Origin of the sequence: Streptosporangium subroseum, from assembly GCF_900188345.1 — a bacterium.
Classification (GTDB): Bacteria; Actinomycetota; Actinomycetes; order Streptosporangiales; family Streptosporangiaceae; genus Streptosporangium; species Streptosporangium subroseum.
In genome coordinates this window covers 166,215-182,076 of sequence record NZ_FZOD01000002.1, presented here as the reverse complement: position 1 = coordinate 182,076, position 15,862 = coordinate 166,215, and the positions used below count along the sequence as shown (strand labels likewise).

Sequence of the window (15,862 nt, the reverse complement as noted above, 5' to 3'; positions counted from 1 at the left end):
GACGGCCTCGCCGCGGGCCCCCTACTTCGCGAGGGCTCGGCTGATCACCAGGCGCTGGACCTGGTTGGTGCCCTCGACGATCTGCAGGACCTTGGCCTCCCGCATGTAACGCTCGACCGGGAAGTCCTCGACGTAGCCGTAGCCGCCGAGGACCTGGACGGCGTCGACGGCGACCTTCATGCACATGTCGGTGGCGAACAGCTTGGCCATCGCCGCCCGCGTGCCGTACGGCCTGCCCGCGTCGCGCAGCCGGGCGGCGTCCAGGTAGAGGGCGCGGGCGGCGGCGACCTGGGTGGCCATGTCCGCGAGCATGAAGCCGATCCCCTGGAAGTCGACGATGCGCGAGCCGAACTGGTGGCGCTCCTTGGCATAAGTGGTGGCGGCGTCGAGGGCGGCCTGGGCCACGCCGACGGCACAGGCGGCGATGCCGAGCCTGCCGCCGTCCAGGGCGGCCATGGCGATGCGGAACCCCTCCCCCTCGGCGCCCAGGAGCGCGCCGGGCGGGAGCCGTACCCCGTCGAAGCGGACCTGCGCCGTCGGCGAGGCCTTCATGCCCATCTTCCGCTCGGGCTCGCCGAACGACAGGCCCGCGGTCGAGGAGGGGACGTGGAAGCAGGAGATGCCGCGCCCGCCGGTGCCGGAGGTGCGCGCCATCAGGCTGTAGAAGTCGGCGACGCCTCCGTGGGTGATCCACGCCTTGACGCCGTCCACGGTGTAGCCGTCGGCATCGGCGACGGCGCGGGTGGTCAGGGCCGCGGCGTCGGACCCGGACTGGGGCTCGGACAGGCAGTAGGCGCCGAGCAGGTCGCCGCCGAGCATCTCCGGCAGCAGCGCCTCACGCTGCTCGGCGGTGCCGTACGCGGCGACGGGGAAGCACGACAGCGTGTGGACCGACAGGCCGAGACCGACCGCCAGCCAGCCGGCCGCGAGCTCCTCGATCACCTGGAGGTAGACCTCGTACGGCTGCGCCGCGCCGCCGTACTCCTCGGCGTAGGGCAGGCCGAGCAGCCCCGCCCGGCCGAGGGTGGTGAACACCTCGCGGGGAAAGCGCCCGGCGGACTCGTCGGCCGCCGCCCGGGGCGCGACCTCCTTGCCGATCAGGTCGCGGACCAGGTCCAGCAGGTCGTGGGCGTCGCCGGTCGGCAGAACGCGTTCAACAGACATCTCCGCACTCTCCAGATCATGGGTGCGAACAACAAAAAAGGGATGACCGGGGTGCCCGGTCATCCCGATTGTGGCATCCGTTACACAATGATGAGTTCGTGAGGTCGATGGTTGACCCGCTCGCCGCCGTCCTCGGTGCAGATGAGGATGTCCTCGATGCGGGCGCCGTGGACCCCCGGCAGGTAGATGCCCGGCTCGACGGAGAAGGCGAAGCCCGGCGCCATCGGCTCGGTGTTCCCCGCGACGATGTAGGGCTCCTCGTGGGTCTCCAGGCCGATGCCGTGGCCGGTGCGGTGGATGAAATGTTGGCCGTAGCTCTCGGCCTCGATCATCTCGCGCGCGGCGGCGTCGATCGACTCACACGACACGCCTGGCCGTACGGCGTCGCAGGCGGCCTGCTGGGCGCGCTGGAGCACGTCGTAGTACTTCACGAAGTCGGCCGGCGGCTCTCCCACGCAGTAGACCCGGGTCGAGTCGGAGCAGTAGCCGCTGGGCATCTGGCCGCCGATGTCGACCACGACGGGCTCACCCGCCCCGATGACCCGGTCGGACAGCTCGTGGTGCGGGCTGGCGCCGTTGGGCCCCGAGGCGACGATGACGAAGTCGACCGTCGAGTGCCCGGCCTCGATGATCGCCTCGGCGATGTCCCTGCCGACCTCGCGCTCGGTCCTGCCGGCCCGCAGGAAACCGGGCACCTGAGCGTGGACGGCGTCGATCGCGGCGCCCGCCTCGCGGAGCGCGGCCGTCTCGGCCGGGCTCTTGCGCATGCGCAGCTCGCGCAGGACGCTCCCGGCGAGCACCTGCTCGGCGCCGGGGATCGCGTCACGGAAGCGCAGCGACTGCATCGCCCACATGCGGTCCGCCAGGCCTACCCTGCCGACGCTGCCCAGGCGCGCGGCGACGACCGCGTAGGGGTCGTCGGTCTCGTCCCAGGGGACAAACTCGATGCCGAGCCGCGACGCCGGGGAGTGCTCGGCGGCGGGCAGTTCCAGGCGGGGCACCATCAGGAAGGCCTCGCCCGCGGACGGCAGCACGAGGCAGGTGAGCCGCTCGAGCGGCAGCGCCTCGTAGCCGGTCACATAACGAAGATCGGGGCTGGGCGTGAGCAGCAGCGCGTCGATTCCGGCGGCGGCCGTCGCCTCCCTAGCCGCGGCCAGGCGGGTAACAGGATAAAGATCAGAGGACTCCGTTGTCGCATCAATCGTCACAGCGACCAATCTAATCCGGGGCGGATCGACATCGCATCCGGCCCTGGAGCGGAGAGCGAAAGTCCGGAACGGCAGCCGGGAAAGCGAACCCGGCACTACAATCCGTTGAAGTACGATCACGTTTTGTTGGCAAAATATCCGTAAGGCCACACATCTCGAGAGCGAGCTACATGGTCGGCGTAGTGGGCGGCCACCAGCCACCCCTCCACCCACGAAACGACCGCGTGACCGATTCGGCCCCGTTCACCGCGGCAGAAATGGTGCAGCGGCTGCGCGGAGAGCTGGATGAGCACATGGCCGTCGAACAACAACTCCTCAGCGCACGACTCGCCCACGCCGCACGACTGGGCGACCTGGGCTGGGCCGAATGGAATCTCCAGACAGGAGAGTCCATCTGGTCCGACCAGGTCTACGCGATCTTCGGCCGCGACCCCGGAGAAGGTCCGATCCACCTGCGCGATCTGGTCGGCCATGCCGAGCCGGTCGACAAGGCGAGCCTGGACCAGCTGCTGTGGACCGTCGTGCACCGGTCCGAGTCCGGCGAGGTCGAGTTCCGCATCCGCCGCCGGGGAGAGGTGCGCCATCTGCGCGCGGCGCTCGACCCCGTCGCGACCGGCGCGTGCGCCGCCGTGCACGGCGTCATCCAGGACATCACCGGCCGGCGCCGGGCCGAGCGGATCATGTCGGAGTCCCGGAGTCAGCTGATGGAGGTCCGGGAGCAGGCGGCCGAGGAGCGGCACATGAGCGGGGCCCTGCGCGAGGCGATCATGCCCGGGCTGGGTGCCACCATCGACCTGCCGCACGCCCGCATCGCCGTCCGCTACGTCGCGGCGGGCGCCAAGGCCGGTCTGGGCGGCGACTGGTACGACGCCATCGCCCTGCCCGACGGCCGGGTGGTGCTGGCCATCGGCGACGTGTCCGGGCACGGCCTGCCGGCGATCGCCCGAATGGCCCAGCTCCGGCACGCGCTGGTCGGCCTCGCGATGACCGGCGAGTCCCCCGACCGGCTGCTGGCCTGGCTCAACGACCTGGTGCTGCACCGGCTGGTGGAGACCACGGCGACCGCGGTGGTCGGCCATCTCGACCCCGCCACCGGCGTGTTCACCTGGGGGCAGGCCGGGCATCCGGCGCCGATCCTGGTCCGCGACGGGGTGGCCATCCAGCTCGATCCGCCCAACGGGGTGCTGCTCGGCGCCACCCTCAACGAACCGTACGATCTGGCGGGGGTGGAGCTGCGGGAGGGAGATCTGCTGCTGCTGTTCACCGACGGGCTGGTCGAGCGGCGCACCCGAGACATCGACGAGGGCCTCGCGCTGACGTTGGAGGCGGCGGCGTTGCTCCGGGGAGATCTGGACGACGGGCTGGACCGCCTCATCGAGCTGATCGGAGGCCCCAACCCCGAAGACGACACCTGCGTGCTGGCGATCGGGGTGCTCGGCTGATCGGGGTGCCGGATCGATCGCTCCGCTCAGGTGATCGCCGCTGAGGCGATCGACGCACCCGGTCGATCGGCGTGATTCATCGACCGCGTGTTCGGTTGATTGGTTAAATGGTCGCCATGCCTGGCCTGATGCTTCTCGACACCCCGTCTCTTTACTACCGTGCCTTCTACGGGATTCCGGAGTCGATGACCGCTCCCGACGGGATGCCCGTCAACGCGATCCGCGGCGTCATCGACATGATCGCCATGCTGGTCCGGGAGCACTCCCCCGTCGAGCTCGCCGCCTGCATGGACGCCGACTGGCGCCCGGCCTTCCGGGTCGCGGCCATCCCGACCTACAAGGCGCACCGGGTCGTCTCCGGCAACGCCGAGGAGACCCCGGACACGCTGGCCCCGCAGGTTCCGGTGATCGAGCAGGTGCTCGACGCGGTGGGCATCGCCCGCATCGGCGTGGCCGGATACGAGGCCGACGACGTGATGGGCACGCTCGCCGTACGGGCGGACGGGCACGTCGACATCGTCACCGGCGACCGGGACCTGTTCCAGCTGGTGGACGACGCCCAGCCGGTCCGCGTCCTCTACACGGCGCGAGGGGTCAAGAACCTCCAGTTCGTCGACGAGGCCGCGGTCGCCGCCAAGTACGGCATCCCCGGGCGCTCCTACGCCGACTTCGCCACCCTGCGCGGCGACCCCAGCGACGGCCTTCCCGGCGTGCCCGGGGTGGGCGACAAGACCGCGGCGGCACTGATCACCCGGTTCGGCTCGCTGGAGGCCCTGCTCAGAGCCGCGGAGGAGGGAGACGAGCTGACCTCGGGGCAGCGGGCCAAGCTGTCCGCCGCCCGCGACTACCTCCGGGTCGCCCCGGCGGTGGTCCAGGTCGCCCGCGACGTGCCGATTCCGGCGATCGATCTCACTCTTCCCGTCAAACCGCGCGATCCGGAGACCCTGGCCGCGCTGGCCGAGCGCTACGGCCTCGGCAGCCCCCTGGGCCGCCTGTCCGCCGTGCTCGAAGCCGCGTCCTGACCGAGAGCGCCGCCCGGCCTCCTGACGATGGCGCCCCGTCCTCTCGCCCCCCTCACGACGGTTCCGGGCGCGGCCCCGCACGGAGCCCTCGGGGCGGCCGGTGAAGCCCTTTTATGAGGCATACGGCAAGGAGCGGTAGGTTGACTCACTGTGCCTCATAAGAGCATCCGGGTGCCCGGAGAGTCCCATCCGCGACTCGACGATGGTTTCGAACGGATCCGCAGGGAGATGAGGCTTCCGGAGGAGTTTCCCCGGGCCGTGACCGACGAGGCCGAGTGGGTCTCCGAGGTTCCCTCTCTTCCCGAGCTGGACCGGACCGACCTCCCGCTGATCACCATCGACCCGCCGGGCTCCATGGACCTGGACCAGGCCATGCACCTGGAGGAGCAGCCCGGCGGCTACCGCGTCTGGTACGCCATCGCCGACGTCGGGGCGTTTGTCAGGCCCGGCGGAGTGATCGACATCGAGGCGCGCGACCGGGGCGAGACCGTCTACATGCCCGACGGCCGGGTGCCGCTGCATCCGGCGATCCTGTCGGAGGGTGCCGCCAGCCTGCTGCCCGGGGTGACCCGGCCGGCCGCGCTGTGGTGCGTCGACCTGGACGCCGACGGCCAGATCGTGGGCGCCGACGTGACCCGCGCTCTTGTCCGCAGCAGGGAGCGGCTCGACTACGACTACGTGCAGGCGGCGGTCGACACCGGCACCGCCGACGGGACCCTGCGGCTGCTGGCCGAGATCGGCCGGCTCCGGCTCACCCTGGAACGGGAGAGGGGCGGGGTCACCCTGCCCACCCCCGATCAGGAGGTCGTCCCCGACGGGGACGGCTACCGGGTGGAGTTGCGCGTCCCGTTGGACGCCGAGGCCTGGAACGCTCAGATCTCCCTGCTGACCGGCATGGCCGCCGCCTCGATGATGCTGGACGCCGAGATCGGCCTGCTGCGCGTGCTGCCGCCCGCCCCCCCGGAGAGGGTCGCCCAGGTCCGCCGGATGGCCGTCGCACTCGGAGTGCCGTGGCCGGAGGGCGCCGCCTACGGCGACGTCGTGCACGCCCTGGATCCGAAGGTCCCCGGACAGGCCGCGTTCCTGCAGGAGTCGACGGTGCTGCTGCGCGGGGCCGGATACGTGGCGTTCAACGGCGAGCCGCCCGTCCAGGCGTATCACGCCGCGGTGGCCGCGCCGTACGCGCACGTGACGGCGCCGCTGCGCCGCCTCATCGACCGTTACGCCACCGAGATCTGCCTGGCCATCGCGGCGGGCGTGCCGGTGCCCGAGGACGTTCAGAAGGCCATGGGCGAGCTGCCGGACATCATGCAGACGACCGGGCGGCGGGCGAACGCGGTCGAGCGGGCGTGCGTGGACCTGGTGGAGGCGTTTGTGCTGCGCGAGCGGGTGGGCCAGGTGTTCGACGCCGTGGTGATCGACGTGGAGGAGAACCGGCCGTGGGCCCAGGTGCAGATCACCGACCCGGCGGTGGTGGCCCGCTGCGACGGTGAGCGGCTGCCACTGGGCGAAACGGTCCGGGTACGGCTGACGCGCGCCGACCCGGCCACCCGGGAGGTCCGTTTCAGCCTGGTCTGACCGTCGTCGCCATGCCCGGTGCAAACGGGCCGGACGACCGCGGCCGAAGGTCCGTTTCAGCTTGATCTGACCGTCGGCGTCATGCCCAGTGTGAATGTACCGGACCGGAGGCCCGTTTCAGGCTGGGTTGACCGCCGTCACCATGCCCGGTACGAGCGTGCCGGACGACCGAGGTCGCGTCCGGAGCCCGGACGCGACCTCGACCTGCGGGGGGAAACTACCTCTTCAGGCTCCAGCCCGCACCGACACCCATCAGGTGCAGCGCGACGCAGAGCAGCCCGGCGATGGAGAGCGTGGCGACGGTCACGACGGTGCCGACCGCCACTCCGGCGATCTGGAAGATCAGAGCGAGCGCGAAGAGCAGTGCGGCGATGAGGGCGAACATCCTTACCTCCCTGTGCGGGATCAACTGCTTCCCCATGGAGATTTCCGGTGTGTTAACCCCAAAAACAGTCCCGGAGGTTACTTTCCGCCCACCAGCCGTCACAACGTATTGACCGGGCGGTCAGCCAATCACCCTCGGCCCTCACGTCAGGAACGAGTAGGCCACCACCCCGCGTCGCATGGCGTCCATCGCCTTGCCCGTGTTCTGCCTGACCTTGCTCCCCGGAGGAGCGGCGTCGGAGATCTGGCCGAGCAGGTCGAGCAGCTGCTTGGTCCAGCGCACGAAGTCACCGGCGGCCAGCTCGGAGCCGTTGACCCCGTCGCGGAGCACGGCGTCCAGGCTGTAGCCCTTGGCCCAGCGGTAGGCCGCCCAGGCGAACCCGAAGTCGGGCTCCCTGATGAACGACAGGCCGTGGTCGCCCTCGATGGCCTCCAGCTCACCCCAGAGCCGGACCATGTCCGCCAGCGCCTTCTGCACCCCGCCGGCGGGGACCTTCGGCTGGCGGGCGTCGTCGGCCTGCCGGGACTCGAAGACCAGGGAGGACACGCTGGCGGCCAGCTCGGCCGGGTCCAGGTCGTTCCAGAGCCCGGCGCGCAGGCACTCGGCGGTGAGCAGGTCCAGCTCGGTGTAGAGCTGGGCCAGGCGGCGGCCCTCGGCCGTGACGCTCTCGCCGTCGAGGTAGCCGAGCTGGTCGAGCACCCCGCAGACCTTGTCGAAGGTGCGGGCGATGACGTGGGAGCGGCCCTCGACCCGGCGGCGCAGGCCCTCGTTCTCGCGCAACAGCTTGTAGTAGCGCTCGGCCCAGCGGGCGTGGTCCTCCCGCTCGTCGCAGCCGTGGCAGGGGTGCTGGCGGATCTCCCTGCGCAGGCGGAGGATCTCGTCGTCCTCGACCGCGTGGTCGCGTGCCCTGGCCGGTTTGCCGAAGTCGCGGTCACCGATCTTGGCGTGCACGGACGAGACCAGGTTGGCCCGCTCCTTGGGCGAGCGCGCGTTGAAGTTCTTCGGGATGCGCAGGTGCTCGACCGGCTCCACCGGGACGGGGAAATCGGCCGGTGACAGCTTCTTGACCTGCTTTCCGATGGTCAGCACCAGCGGGGACGGGCCCTCGCCGCGGGAGTTGAGACCCGCGTCGAGGACGATCGCCAGACCGGCCCGGCGACCGCCGGGGACGCGGATGATGTCACCGGGCTTCAGCGCCTCCAGCGAGCGCACCGCCTGCAGCCTGCGGGCCGAGCCGCGCTGGCGCGACAGCTCGGCCTCCCGGTCCGACAGGGCCCTGCGCATCGCGGCGTACTCCTCGAAGTCGCCCAGGTGGCAGGTCATCGCCTCGCGGTAACCCTCCAGCGCCTCCTCGGCGCGGCGCACCTGCTTGGCGAGGCCCACCACGGCCCGATCGGCCTGGAACTGCGCGAAGGAGGACTCCAGCAGGGTCCTGGCGCGCTCCCTGCCCACCTGGCCGACCAGGTTGACCGCCATGTTGTAGGAGGGGCGGAAACTGGAGCGCAGCGGGTAGGTGCGGGTGCTGGCCAGGCCGGCGACCTGCAGGGGGTCCGTGCCCGGCTGCCACTGGACCACCGCGTGGCCCTCCACGTCGATGCCGCGCCGGCCGGCCCGCCCGGTGAGCTGGGTGTATTCGCCGGGCGTGAGGTCGGCGTGGGTCTCGCCGTTCCACTTGTCGAGCTTCTCGATCACCACGGAGCGGGCGGGCATGTTGATGCCCAGGGCGAGGGTCTCGGTGGCGAACACGGCCTTGACCAGCCCTCGGGTGAACAGCTCCTCGACGACCTCCTTGAAGGCCGGGAGCATGCCCGCGTGGTGGGCGGCCAGGCCGCGCTCCAGGGCGTCACGCCACTCGAGGTAGCCGAGCACGGTCAGGTCCTCGTCGGGCAGGTGCGCGGTGCGCTCGTCGACGATCTGCCGGATCTCGTGGCGTTCGGCGTCGGTGGTGAGCCGGATCCCGGCCTGCAGGCACTGCAGGACGGCGGCGTCGCAGCCGACCCTGGAGAAGATGAAAGTGATCGCGGGCAGCAGGAAGTCGGCGTTGAGGCGCTCGATGGCCGCGGCCCGGTCGGGCGGGCCGTTCCTGCGGGGCCGCGAGTAGCCGCGTCGGCCCTTGCCGAACGCCTGGCGCTCCTCGTCCTTGGCGATCCGCAGCAGGTTCGGGTTGATGTGGGGACGCCGGCCGTCCTCGTCGGTCACGAACAGGTCGTACAGGCGGTGCCCGACGATCATGTGCTGCCAGAGCGGGATCGGGCGGTGCTCGTCGACGATGACGCTCGTGTCGCCGCGGACCTCGCCCATCCACTCGCCGAACTCCTCGGCGTTGCTGACCGTGGCCGACAGGGCGACCAGCCGCACCGACTCGGGCAGGTGGATGATCACTTCTTCCCAGACCGCGCCGCGGAACCGGTCGGCCAGGTAGTGCACCTCGTCCATGACGACAAAGCCGAGCCCGGCCAGGGTGCCGGAGCCCGCGTAGAGCATGTTGCGCAGCACCTCGGTCGTCATGACGACGATCGGAGCCTCACCGTTGACGCTGTTGTCGCCGGTGAGCAGGCCGACGTTGGCCGCGCCGTACCGCTTGACCAGGTCGTTGTACTTCTGGTTGGACAGCGCCTTGATCGGGGTGGTGTAGAAGCACTTACGGCCCTCCTGCAGGCCCAGGTGCACCGCGAACTCTCCCACGACGGTCTTGCCCGACCCGGTGGGCGCCGCCACGAGGACTCCGTCGCCCGCCTCCAGCGCCCGGCAGGCGTCAAGCTGGAAGTCGTCGAGCTCGAAGTCGTACAGACCGCGGAACGAGGTCAGCGCCGGCCCACTCTCAGCCTGGCTCTGACGGAAGGCAGCGTAGCGTTCCGCTGGGGTCGTCATGTTCTCCAGCCTACCGATATCAGGATTCCGGTCCGTCCGCCGTGGATCCCCCTCGTGAGACCGTGAATCCCACTCGCAGGGCGGATCCGATCCCGGGTGCGGGCTCCGGCCACGACGCCGGGAAGCGTCAGACGAGGACCCGCAGTGCGCCGGGCGCGATCTCACAGGTCAGCGGGATGGGACCGACCCGCTCGCCGTCGGCGTAGGCGATCACGCCGGGAGCCTCCAGCGTGACGCGGCGGACCCGCCTGACCGTGATGGAGGGGTGGGTGATGTGGGAACCCCTGTAAACGCGGGGAAAGATGCGCAGGAACTCGCTCTTGGGCATGGCGCCGAGGATCGTCACATCCAGCAGGCCGTCGTCCGGGAGCGCGCCCGGGCAGACGCGCATTCCGGCGCCGTAGGAGCTGGTGTTGCCGACGGCGACCAGCATGGCCTCACGCTCGATCACCTCTCCGTCGAGATCCAGCCGGAACGGGATCGGCCGGAAGGATCGCAGCTCCTCGGCCAGCGCGACCAGGTATTTCGCCGTTCCGTACGGCCACGTCAGCCGATTGGCCCGCTCGTTGACGCGGGAGTCGAAACCGCAGCAGACCACCCCGGCGAACCACTCGTCCTGGCCGATCTTCGCGGCGTCGATCGTGCGGATTCTGCCGCCGAGCACGGTGTCCGCGGCGGCCAGGGTGTCCTTCGCCGGGACGCCGAGGGCGCCGGCGATGTCATTGCCGGTGCCGACGGGGATGATGCCCAGCGGCACGCCGGTCCCCGCGACGACCTGGACGGCCAGATGGACCAGCCCGTCCCCGCCGAAGGCCACCAGCGCCGCGGGGTCCTCCGCCACGACCGTGCAGGCGCGTTCCAGGGTGTCGGCGGCGGACTCACCCATGATCACTGAGACCTCGGCGCCCCCCTGCCGGAGCCTGTTCAGCACCGGGGCGAGCAGGCCCCGCGAGCGGCCGTTACGGGCGGCGGGGTTGACGAGGACAGCGATCTCTCCGGGCACAGACCGGAATTTATCCTCTATTTACGCGGATCGGGGTCGGTCGTTCCCGAATCGATAGGAGTCAGATCATCGACGGGGCTCACGTCCTCGATCGGATTGCCGTCGTCACCCAGAGGAGAGGCCTCGTCGTCGTCCAGATGGGAGAAGTCCTCGCCCTTCGGCAGTCTTCTCTCCCGGAGGTACATGAACCCCTCCGCCAGGGCGAACAGCACCACCATCGGCAGGGCCAGCGCGATCATCGTGAACGGGTCGCCACCCGGGGTCGCGAGGGCGGCGAAGACGAACATGATGAAGATGACCATGCGGCGGTGCTTGGCCACCAGCCGGTGCGGCAGCACCCCGATGATGTTCAGGAAGACCATCAGCAGCGGCAGCTCGAAGGAGATGCCGAAGATGACGAGCATGATCAGCGCGTAGCTGAGGTATTCGTCGATGGTGATGCCGGTCAGCGTTCCCGGAGGGGCGAACCCCAGCAGGATCGACAGACCCGTGTCCATCACGAAGTAGGCCAGGCCCGCACCCGCGAGGAACAGCGGCACGGCCAGGATGATGAACAGGACCGAGTAGCGCTTCTCGTTGCGATACAGGCCCGGGGTGACGAAGCCCCAGATCTGCCAGAGCCAGATCGGTGAGGAGACCACCAGGCCGAACATCGCCGCGACCTTGAGGTTCACGAAGAACGAGTCGAAGACGCCCAGGATCAGCATCGTGCACTGTCCTGGCCGCAGCTCCTGGGCCTGGGGCAGGCCGCAGTACGGCTCCGAGACGAACCGCCAGATCGGATCAAAGAAGATGAAACCGACGATGACGCCGACAACCAGCCCGAGCAGGGCGATGACCAACCGGTTACGCAGCTCACGGAGATGATCCATGAGGGGCATACGGCCCTCAGCCGAGTCGGCGGGGGGCGGTGTCGCCCCGTTCCGGCCCGGCTTGGGCCACTTCAGCAGCGCCATTCGCGAATCCTGGTCTGACGAGTCGGGTGATCAGGGTCGATCTTGAGGCTACTACCGCCTACTGGGTCTTGGGCGTGCTGGGCACACCGGCCTGGGCGCGGAGCCTGGCGGCCTGCTCCTCAAGGGCGCGGGCCTGCTCCTCGGCGCTCAGCGGGGAGACCGGGGCCGAGGTGATCGGCGGCGGAACCGGGGCGGCGGGCTGGGGCTGCGCCTGGACGACCGTGGCGGTCGCCGTCTCCGTCTCGTCGTCATCGCGGAGCTTGGCGGTCTCCGACTTGAAGATGCGCAGGGAACGGCCGAGGCCACGAGCGGCTTCAGGCAGTTTCTTTGCACCGAACAGCAGCACCAGGATCAGCCCGATGATGATGAGTTCAGTGGGTCCGAGGTTGGGCATGACACATCCTTACGCCGAGCGACGTGCATTCTGACGTGCGTTCTCTGGCCCGATCGTACGCTGCTCTGGGACAGACTCATCCCTTCGGGCCCTGTATTGTCCCGGTCTTTTGCCTGAACAGGGTTTGCGCGGGCTCAAGCCTCTCCCGCGTTCTGTTCACCTCTCGGCCAAGCTCCGTGGCCGCCCGCAGCACGCGAACGCCCAGGAAACCGAGGACGACCAGTCCCGCGAAGGCCACGGCGACCGCAGCGATGATCCAGCTCATACGGTGACATCCTAACTAACGCCGGAAGTCAGGAAACCGACTCGTAACGATTAAGTGCCGACGTCGCGGCGGCTCGTACGCTCTCGGCCAGCGAGGCCGGTGAGAGCACCCGGCCGGTGTCGCCCAGGCGCAGTGCCAGCCGTACCAGCCAGCCCTGGTCACGGGCCCGCAGCGCCACCCGCATGTGCCCCTCTCCGAGCTCCTCGACCTGCTCACAGGGGTAATATTCGGCCACCCAGCGGCCCGCCGGGGTCAGCTCCAGCTCCACCAGCTCGTCGGTGGGCGAGGGCCGGAACACTCCGGACGTCACCTCGTCGGGCACGGCGTCGGCGGGCGGGTCGGCGGCCACGTCGAGCACCTCGACGGTGAGCATCCGGTCCAGCCGGAACAGTCGCACCGCCTCGGCCCGGTAGCACCAGCCCGACAGGTAGGAGCGGCCGTCCACCACGACCAGCCGCATCGGATCGACCTCGCGCGGGGTGACCTCGTCGCGCCCCGGCACGTAGTAGCGCAGCGAGAGCCGTCTGCCGCGCCGCAGCGCCTCGTTGACGCCGGGCAGCGCGTCGGGCGTGGCGTCCACCTCGACCGTGACCTGGTTGCTGACCTCCGCCCCCTCGCCCGAGGCCTGCTCGAACTTGGCGATGACCCTGGTCAGCGCGTCGCGCTCGCCGAACTCGGGCATCTCCGCGAGCATCCGCAGGGCCACCAGCAGGGCGCTGGCCTCGTCGACCCCCAGGCGCAGCGGACGCGCGATGGTGTCGGCGTTGTCGATGAGGATCTCCCCGCCGTCCCATGACACGTCGATCAGGTCGCCGGGGGTGTGGCCGGGCAGTCCGCACATCCAGACCAGTTGCAGGTCGTCGATGAGCTGCTTCTCGCTCAGTCCGAAGATCTTCGCGACCTCGGGGACCTGGGCGCCGGGGTGCGACATCAGGTAGGGAATCAGCGCCAGCAACCTGGGCAGGCGGTCGGCCGTACTCACAGAAGTGCACCCTTCAGGCGGCAGATCACGGCGTCTCGGGCGTCCGGCGGTCCGACCACCTCGGCGTCGGCGGCGAAGCCCACGACCCACCCGGCCAGTCGCCCGGGGTCGGTGAAGTCGACGTCCAGCTCGTCCCACCCGTCGGCGCCCGGCCGTACGGCCCTGGCGACCTGGCGCAGCCCCTGGCAGGTGCCCTCCCTGACCCGGATGAGAGCGGTGCGCTCCGTGACGTTCAGGTCGTCGCTGTAGCCGACCATCGATTTGATGTCGACCCCCTCGGGCACCACCACGGCCCCGGGCCGGCCGATCGTGGTGACCGTCCCGCTGATCCGGCTGAGCCGGAACACCCGGGGCGCGTCGCGGTCGCGGTCATGACCCACCACGTACCAGCGGCCGCGGCGGCTGACCACTCCCCACGGCTCCACCGTGCGCGTCAGCACGCTCTGGCCGGCCGCCCCCCGGTAGGCGAAGCGAACCGCGCGCCGGTCACGCACGGCCTCCCACAGCGCGGGAAAGGACGGGTCGCGGGTGTCCACCCGCAACTCCAGGGCCCCGCCGAGCATCCCGCCGGCCTCGTCGGTCTCCACCCCGCCCGCGCGCAGCTTGAGCAGCGCCCCGCTGGCCGCCTCGGCCAGGCTGGCCCGCTGCCACACCTGGGCCGCCAGGCCCACCACGGCCGCCTCGTCGGGCTCCAGGGTGATCTCCGGAAGCTCGTAGGCCTGGCGGACGATCCGGTAGCCCGGGTCCTCCTCCCAGGGGTCCTTGTGGACCTCGATCGGGATGCCGATCTCGCGCAGTTCGTTCTTGTCCCGCTCGAACATCCGCTGGAAGGCCTCGTCGTTCTCGGAGTCGTAGCCCGGCACCGCCTGGCGGATGTGCTCGGCGCTGAGCGGCCGCCGCGTGGCCAGCAAGCAGATCACGAGATTGAGCAGTCGCTCGGTCTTCCGGCGCGACATCCGGCCTCCCTCCCTGTTCAAGTGACGCTACTCTTCCCCCCGTGATCAGATGGCGCAGGGGCGAAGTCGTGCGGATCCGGCGCGAGTGGCCGGGGGCGGTGGAACTCGACGTCACCACCGAGGATGGCAGCGCGCGCGCACTGGCCTATCCCGCCCTGGTGGGACGCCCGGAACCCGGCGACGCGGTGTTGCTCAACACGACCGCGCTCGCGATGGGTCTTGGTACGGGAGGTTACGCCATGGTGGTGGCAATCCCCGACCGATTGCCGGAAGATCCGCACGGCCCCGGCCACCTGGTGAAGGCACGCTACACCCCGTTGCAGGCCACCGTGCTCGGCGCCGACGAGCAGGACTCGCCCTTCCACGAGGTGCTCCGCGAGGCCGACTCCCTGGACGGCATGCCCGTGATCATCGCTGACCTGCACTCGGCCCTGCCCGCGATCCTCTGCGGCCTGTACGGCTCGCACCCCCCACCGCGACCGGCCGGTCCCGAGGACGCCGGACGGGAGCAGAGGGAGGCCCGGGAGGAGAACGGCGGGCACCGGCCCGCGCGCGTCGCCTACGTGATGCTCGACGGGGGCGCGCTGCCCGCCTGGTTCTCCATGTCCTGCGCCCAGCTCAGGGAGGCCGGCTGGCTGTGCGGGGTGGTCACGGTGGGCCAGGCCTTCGGCGGCGACGTGGAGGCCGTGACGCTGCACACGGGCCTGCTGGCGGCCAGGCACGTCCTGGAGGCCGACGTGGCGATCGTCACCCAGGGTCCGGGCAACCTGGGCACCGGCACCCGCTGGGGCTTCTCGGGCGTCTCGGCCGGCGAGGCGGTCAACGCGGCCGCCGTTCTCGGAGGCCGCCCCGTCGCGGCGCTGCGGGTCAGCGAGGGTGACCGGCGCGAGCGCCACATCGGGGTCTCCCACCACTCGCTGACCGCCTACGGGAGGGTCGCGCTGGCCCCGGCCCAGGTCGCCGTGCCGGAGCTTCCCGGCGACTTCGGCAGGCGGGTGACCGAGCAGGCCGAGCCGCTGTCCGTACGGCACGAGCTGGTCGGGGTGCCCGTGGACGGGCTGTACGAGGCGCTGCGTGACGCGCCGGTGCGGCTGTCCACGATGGGCCGGGGCCTGGACGAGGACCTCGCCTACTTCCTGACCTCGGCCGCCGCCGGCCGCCACGCGGCCTCGTTGCTGTCGTAGAACTCCCTGAAGGTGAAGGCCCGCGGGGTGGGACCCTCGGCCCTGAGCAGCTCCAGGCGTTCCATGCCCTCGGCCAGCGTCGGCTCGGGCCCCTCGGGGATCCACCACATCACCGTGTACGGCTCCGCGATGCGCAGGAACCACTCCCTGCGGCGCTGCATGACGCCCAGGTGCGCGCTGCGGTAGACGAAGTCCCACAGCGTGTCGCGCGACTCCCACACCGAGAGGTTGACCACCAGGTAGTCGCCGTAGGCGTGCTGGATCAGGTCCTGGGGGGTGTCGCCCTCCTTGAGCCGCCACACGAAGCCCGGTGTCGCGTCGGAGATCTTGTAGATGGGTTCGAGGGCCGCCATGAAGTCGGCGAGTTCCGGGGAGTCCATGGGCGCGCGCATGTGCGCGACATTGAGCTGGGCCAGATGCATGAGATCAGCAGACCATCCGCGATGCTTCTA

At 70.4% G+C, this 15,862-nt stretch carries 15 protein-coding genes; 4 read left to right on the top strand and 11 right to left on the bottom strand.

Translation table 11 applies throughout. The features are described from left to right. Window positions 1-21 precede the first annotated feature (21 nt). A complete protein-coding gene (locus tag CHC08_RS02795) occupies window positions 22-1,164 on the bottom strand; it encodes an acyl-CoA dehydrogenase family protein (RefSeq protein WP_089205547.1) in 1,143 nt (380 codons plus the stop codon). A gap of 80 nt (window positions 1,165-1,244) precedes the next feature. Beyond that, window positions 1,245-2,372, bottom strand: coding sequence for a M24 family metallopeptidase (locus tag CHC08_RS02790; protein ID WP_245878085.1), 1,128 nt, complete (start codon window positions 2,370-2,372; stop codon window positions 1,245-1,247). Between the two features lie 224 nt (window positions 2,373-2,596). On the opposite strand from CHC08_RS02790, the gene CHC08_RS02785 reads away from it, so the two are divergent. From CHC08_RS02785 to CHC08_RS02775, 3 genes are all read left to right on the top strand, one after another. Then, window positions 2,597-3,814, top strand: a complete 1,218-nt coding sequence (locus CHC08_RS02785) for a PP2C family protein-serine/threonine phosphatase (RefSeq protein ID WP_245878084.1) — start codon at window positions 2,597-2,599, stop codon at window positions 3,812-3,814. 116 nt (window positions 3,815-3,930) lie between these two features. Next, the gene (locus tag CHC08_RS02780) at window positions 3,931-4,836 is read left to right on the top strand and encodes a 5'-3' exonuclease (RefSeq protein WP_245878083.1); all 906 of its coding nucleotides are present in this window, start codon (window positions 3,931-3,933) and stop codon (window positions 4,834-4,836) included. Between the two features lie 228 nt (window positions 4,837-5,064). Beyond that, window positions 5,065-6,414, top strand: coding sequence for an RNB domain-containing ribonuclease (locus tag CHC08_RS02775; protein WP_245878082.1), 1,350 nt, complete (start codon window positions 5,065-5,067; stop codon window positions 6,412-6,414). A gap of 217 nt (window positions 6,415-6,631) precedes the next feature. Here CHC08_RS02775 and CHC08_RS02770 read toward each other — a convergent pair whose 3' ends face one another. The 8 genes from CHC08_RS02770 to CHC08_RS02735 all read right to left on the bottom strand — a co-directional run bounded on the left by CHC08_RS02770 (window position 6,632) and on the right by CHC08_RS02735 (window position 14,226). Beyond that, a complete protein-coding gene (locus CHC08_RS02770) occupies window positions 6,632-6,799 on the bottom strand; it encodes a hypothetical protein (RefSeq protein ID WP_089205543.1) in 168 nt (55 codons plus the stop codon). Window positions 6,800-6,940: 141 nt separating this feature from the next. Beyond that, complete coding sequence (locus CHC08_RS02765; protein ID WP_089205542.1) at window positions 6,941-9,670, bottom strand: DEAD/DEAH box helicase; 2,730 nt, start codon at window positions 9,668-9,670, stop codon at window positions 6,941-6,943. Between the two features lie 127 nt (window positions 9,671-9,797). Then, the gene (locus tag CHC08_RS02760; RefSeq protein ID WP_089205541.1) at window positions 9,798-10,673 is read right to left on the bottom strand and encodes a YegS/Rv2252/BmrU family lipid kinase; all 876 of its coding nucleotides are present in this window, start codon (window positions 10,671-10,673) and stop codon (window positions 9,798-9,800) included. 17 nt (window positions 10,674-10,690) lie between these two features. After that, entirely contained in the window at window positions 10,691-11,629 is a 939-nt protein-coding gene (gene tatC, locus CHC08_RS02755; protein ID WP_089205540.1) for a twin-arginine translocase subunit TatC, read from the bottom strand. A 58-nt stretch (window positions 11,630-11,687) separates the two neighbouring features. Then, window positions 11,688-12,023 carry a Sec-independent protein translocase subunit TatA gene (gene tatA / locus CHC08_RS02750; RefSeq protein WP_089205539.1) on the bottom strand — a complete coding sequence of 112 codons (336 nt, stop codon included), beginning with the start codon at window positions 12,021-12,023 and terminating at the stop codon, window positions 11,688-11,690. A gap of 76 nt (window positions 12,024-12,099) precedes the next feature. Continuing rightward, window positions 12,100-12,288, bottom strand: a complete 189-nt coding sequence (locus CHC08_RS02745; protein ID WP_089205538.1) for a hypothetical protein — start codon at window positions 12,286-12,288, stop codon at window positions 12,100-12,102. Between the two features lie 28 nt (window positions 12,289-12,316). Then, window positions 12,317-13,270 (bottom strand): helix-turn-helix transcriptional regulator, encoded by a 954-nt coding sequence (locus CHC08_RS02740; RefSeq protein ID WP_089205537.1) that lies wholly within the window; start codon window positions 13,268-13,270, stop codon window positions 12,317-12,319. After that, window positions 13,267-14,226: a helix-turn-helix transcriptional regulator gene (locus CHC08_RS02735; RefSeq protein ID WP_089205536.1), complete on the bottom strand. Its 960-nt coding sequence runs from the start codon at window positions 14,224-14,226 to the stop codon at window positions 13,267-13,269. The genes CHC08_RS02740 and CHC08_RS02735 overlap by 4 nt, the downstream gene beginning before the upstream one ends. A 41-nt stretch (window positions 14,227-14,267) precedes the next feature. Here CHC08_RS02735 and CHC08_RS02730 point away from each other — a divergent pair, with 41 nt between their 5' ends. Further along, complete coding sequence (locus CHC08_RS02730; protein WP_089205535.1) at window positions 14,268-15,410, top strand: DUF3866 family protein; 1,143 nt, start codon at window positions 14,268-14,270, stop codon at window positions 15,408-15,410. Here the strand turns inward: CHC08_RS02730 and CHC08_RS02725 are convergent. Continuing rightward, complete coding sequence (locus CHC08_RS02725; RefSeq protein ID WP_089205534.1) at window positions 15,356-15,832, bottom strand: DUF3291 domain-containing protein; 477 nt, start codon at window positions 15,830-15,832, stop codon at window positions 15,356-15,358. The two genes, CHC08_RS02730 and CHC08_RS02725, sit on opposite strands and share 55 nt — an antisense overlap. Window positions 15,833-15,862: the final 30 nt, after the last annotated feature.

Excerpts from the sequence above, each read along its gene's own strand:
- CHC08_RS02795 (WP_089205547.1), bottom strand. The coding sequence starts at position 1,164 with ATGTCTGTTGAACGCGTTCTGCCGACCGGCGACGCCCACGACCTGCTG.
- CHC08_RS02780 (WP_245878083.1), top strand. The coding sequence starts at position 3,931 with ATGCCTGGCCTGATGCTTCTCGACACCCCGTCTCTTTACTACCGTGCC.
- CHC08_RS02775 (WP_245878082.1), top strand. The coding sequence starts at position 5,065 with ATGAGGCTTCCGGAGGAGTTTCCCCGGGCCGTGACCGACGAGGCCGAG.
- CHC08_RS02770 (WP_089205543.1), bottom strand. The coding sequence starts at position 6,799 with ATGTTCGCCCTCATCGCCGCACTGCTCTTCGCGCTCGCTCTGATCTTC.
- CHC08_RS02765 (WP_089205542.1), bottom strand. The coding sequence starts at position 9,670 with ATGACGACCCCAGCGGAACGCTACGCTGCCTTCCGTCAGAGCCAGGCT.
- tatC (WP_089205540.1), bottom strand. The coding sequence starts at position 11,629 with ATGGCGCTGCTGAAGTGGCCCAAGCCGGGCCGGAACGGGGCGACACCG.
- tatA (WP_089205539.1), bottom strand. The coding sequence starts at position 12,023 with ATGCCCAACCTCGGACCCACTGAACTCATCATCATCGGGCTGATCCTG.
- CHC08_RS02745 (WP_089205538.1), bottom strand. The coding sequence starts at position 12,288 with ATGAGCTGGATCATCGCTGCGGTCGCCGTGGCCTTCGCGGGACTGGTC.
- CHC08_RS02735 (WP_089205536.1), bottom strand. The coding sequence starts at position 14,226 with ATGTCGCGCCGGAAGACCGAGCGACTGCTCAATCTCGTGATCTGCTTG.
- CHC08_RS02725 (WP_089205534.1), bottom strand. The coding sequence starts at position 15,832 with ATGCATCTGGCCCAGCTCAATGTCGCGCACATGCGCGCGCCCATGGAC.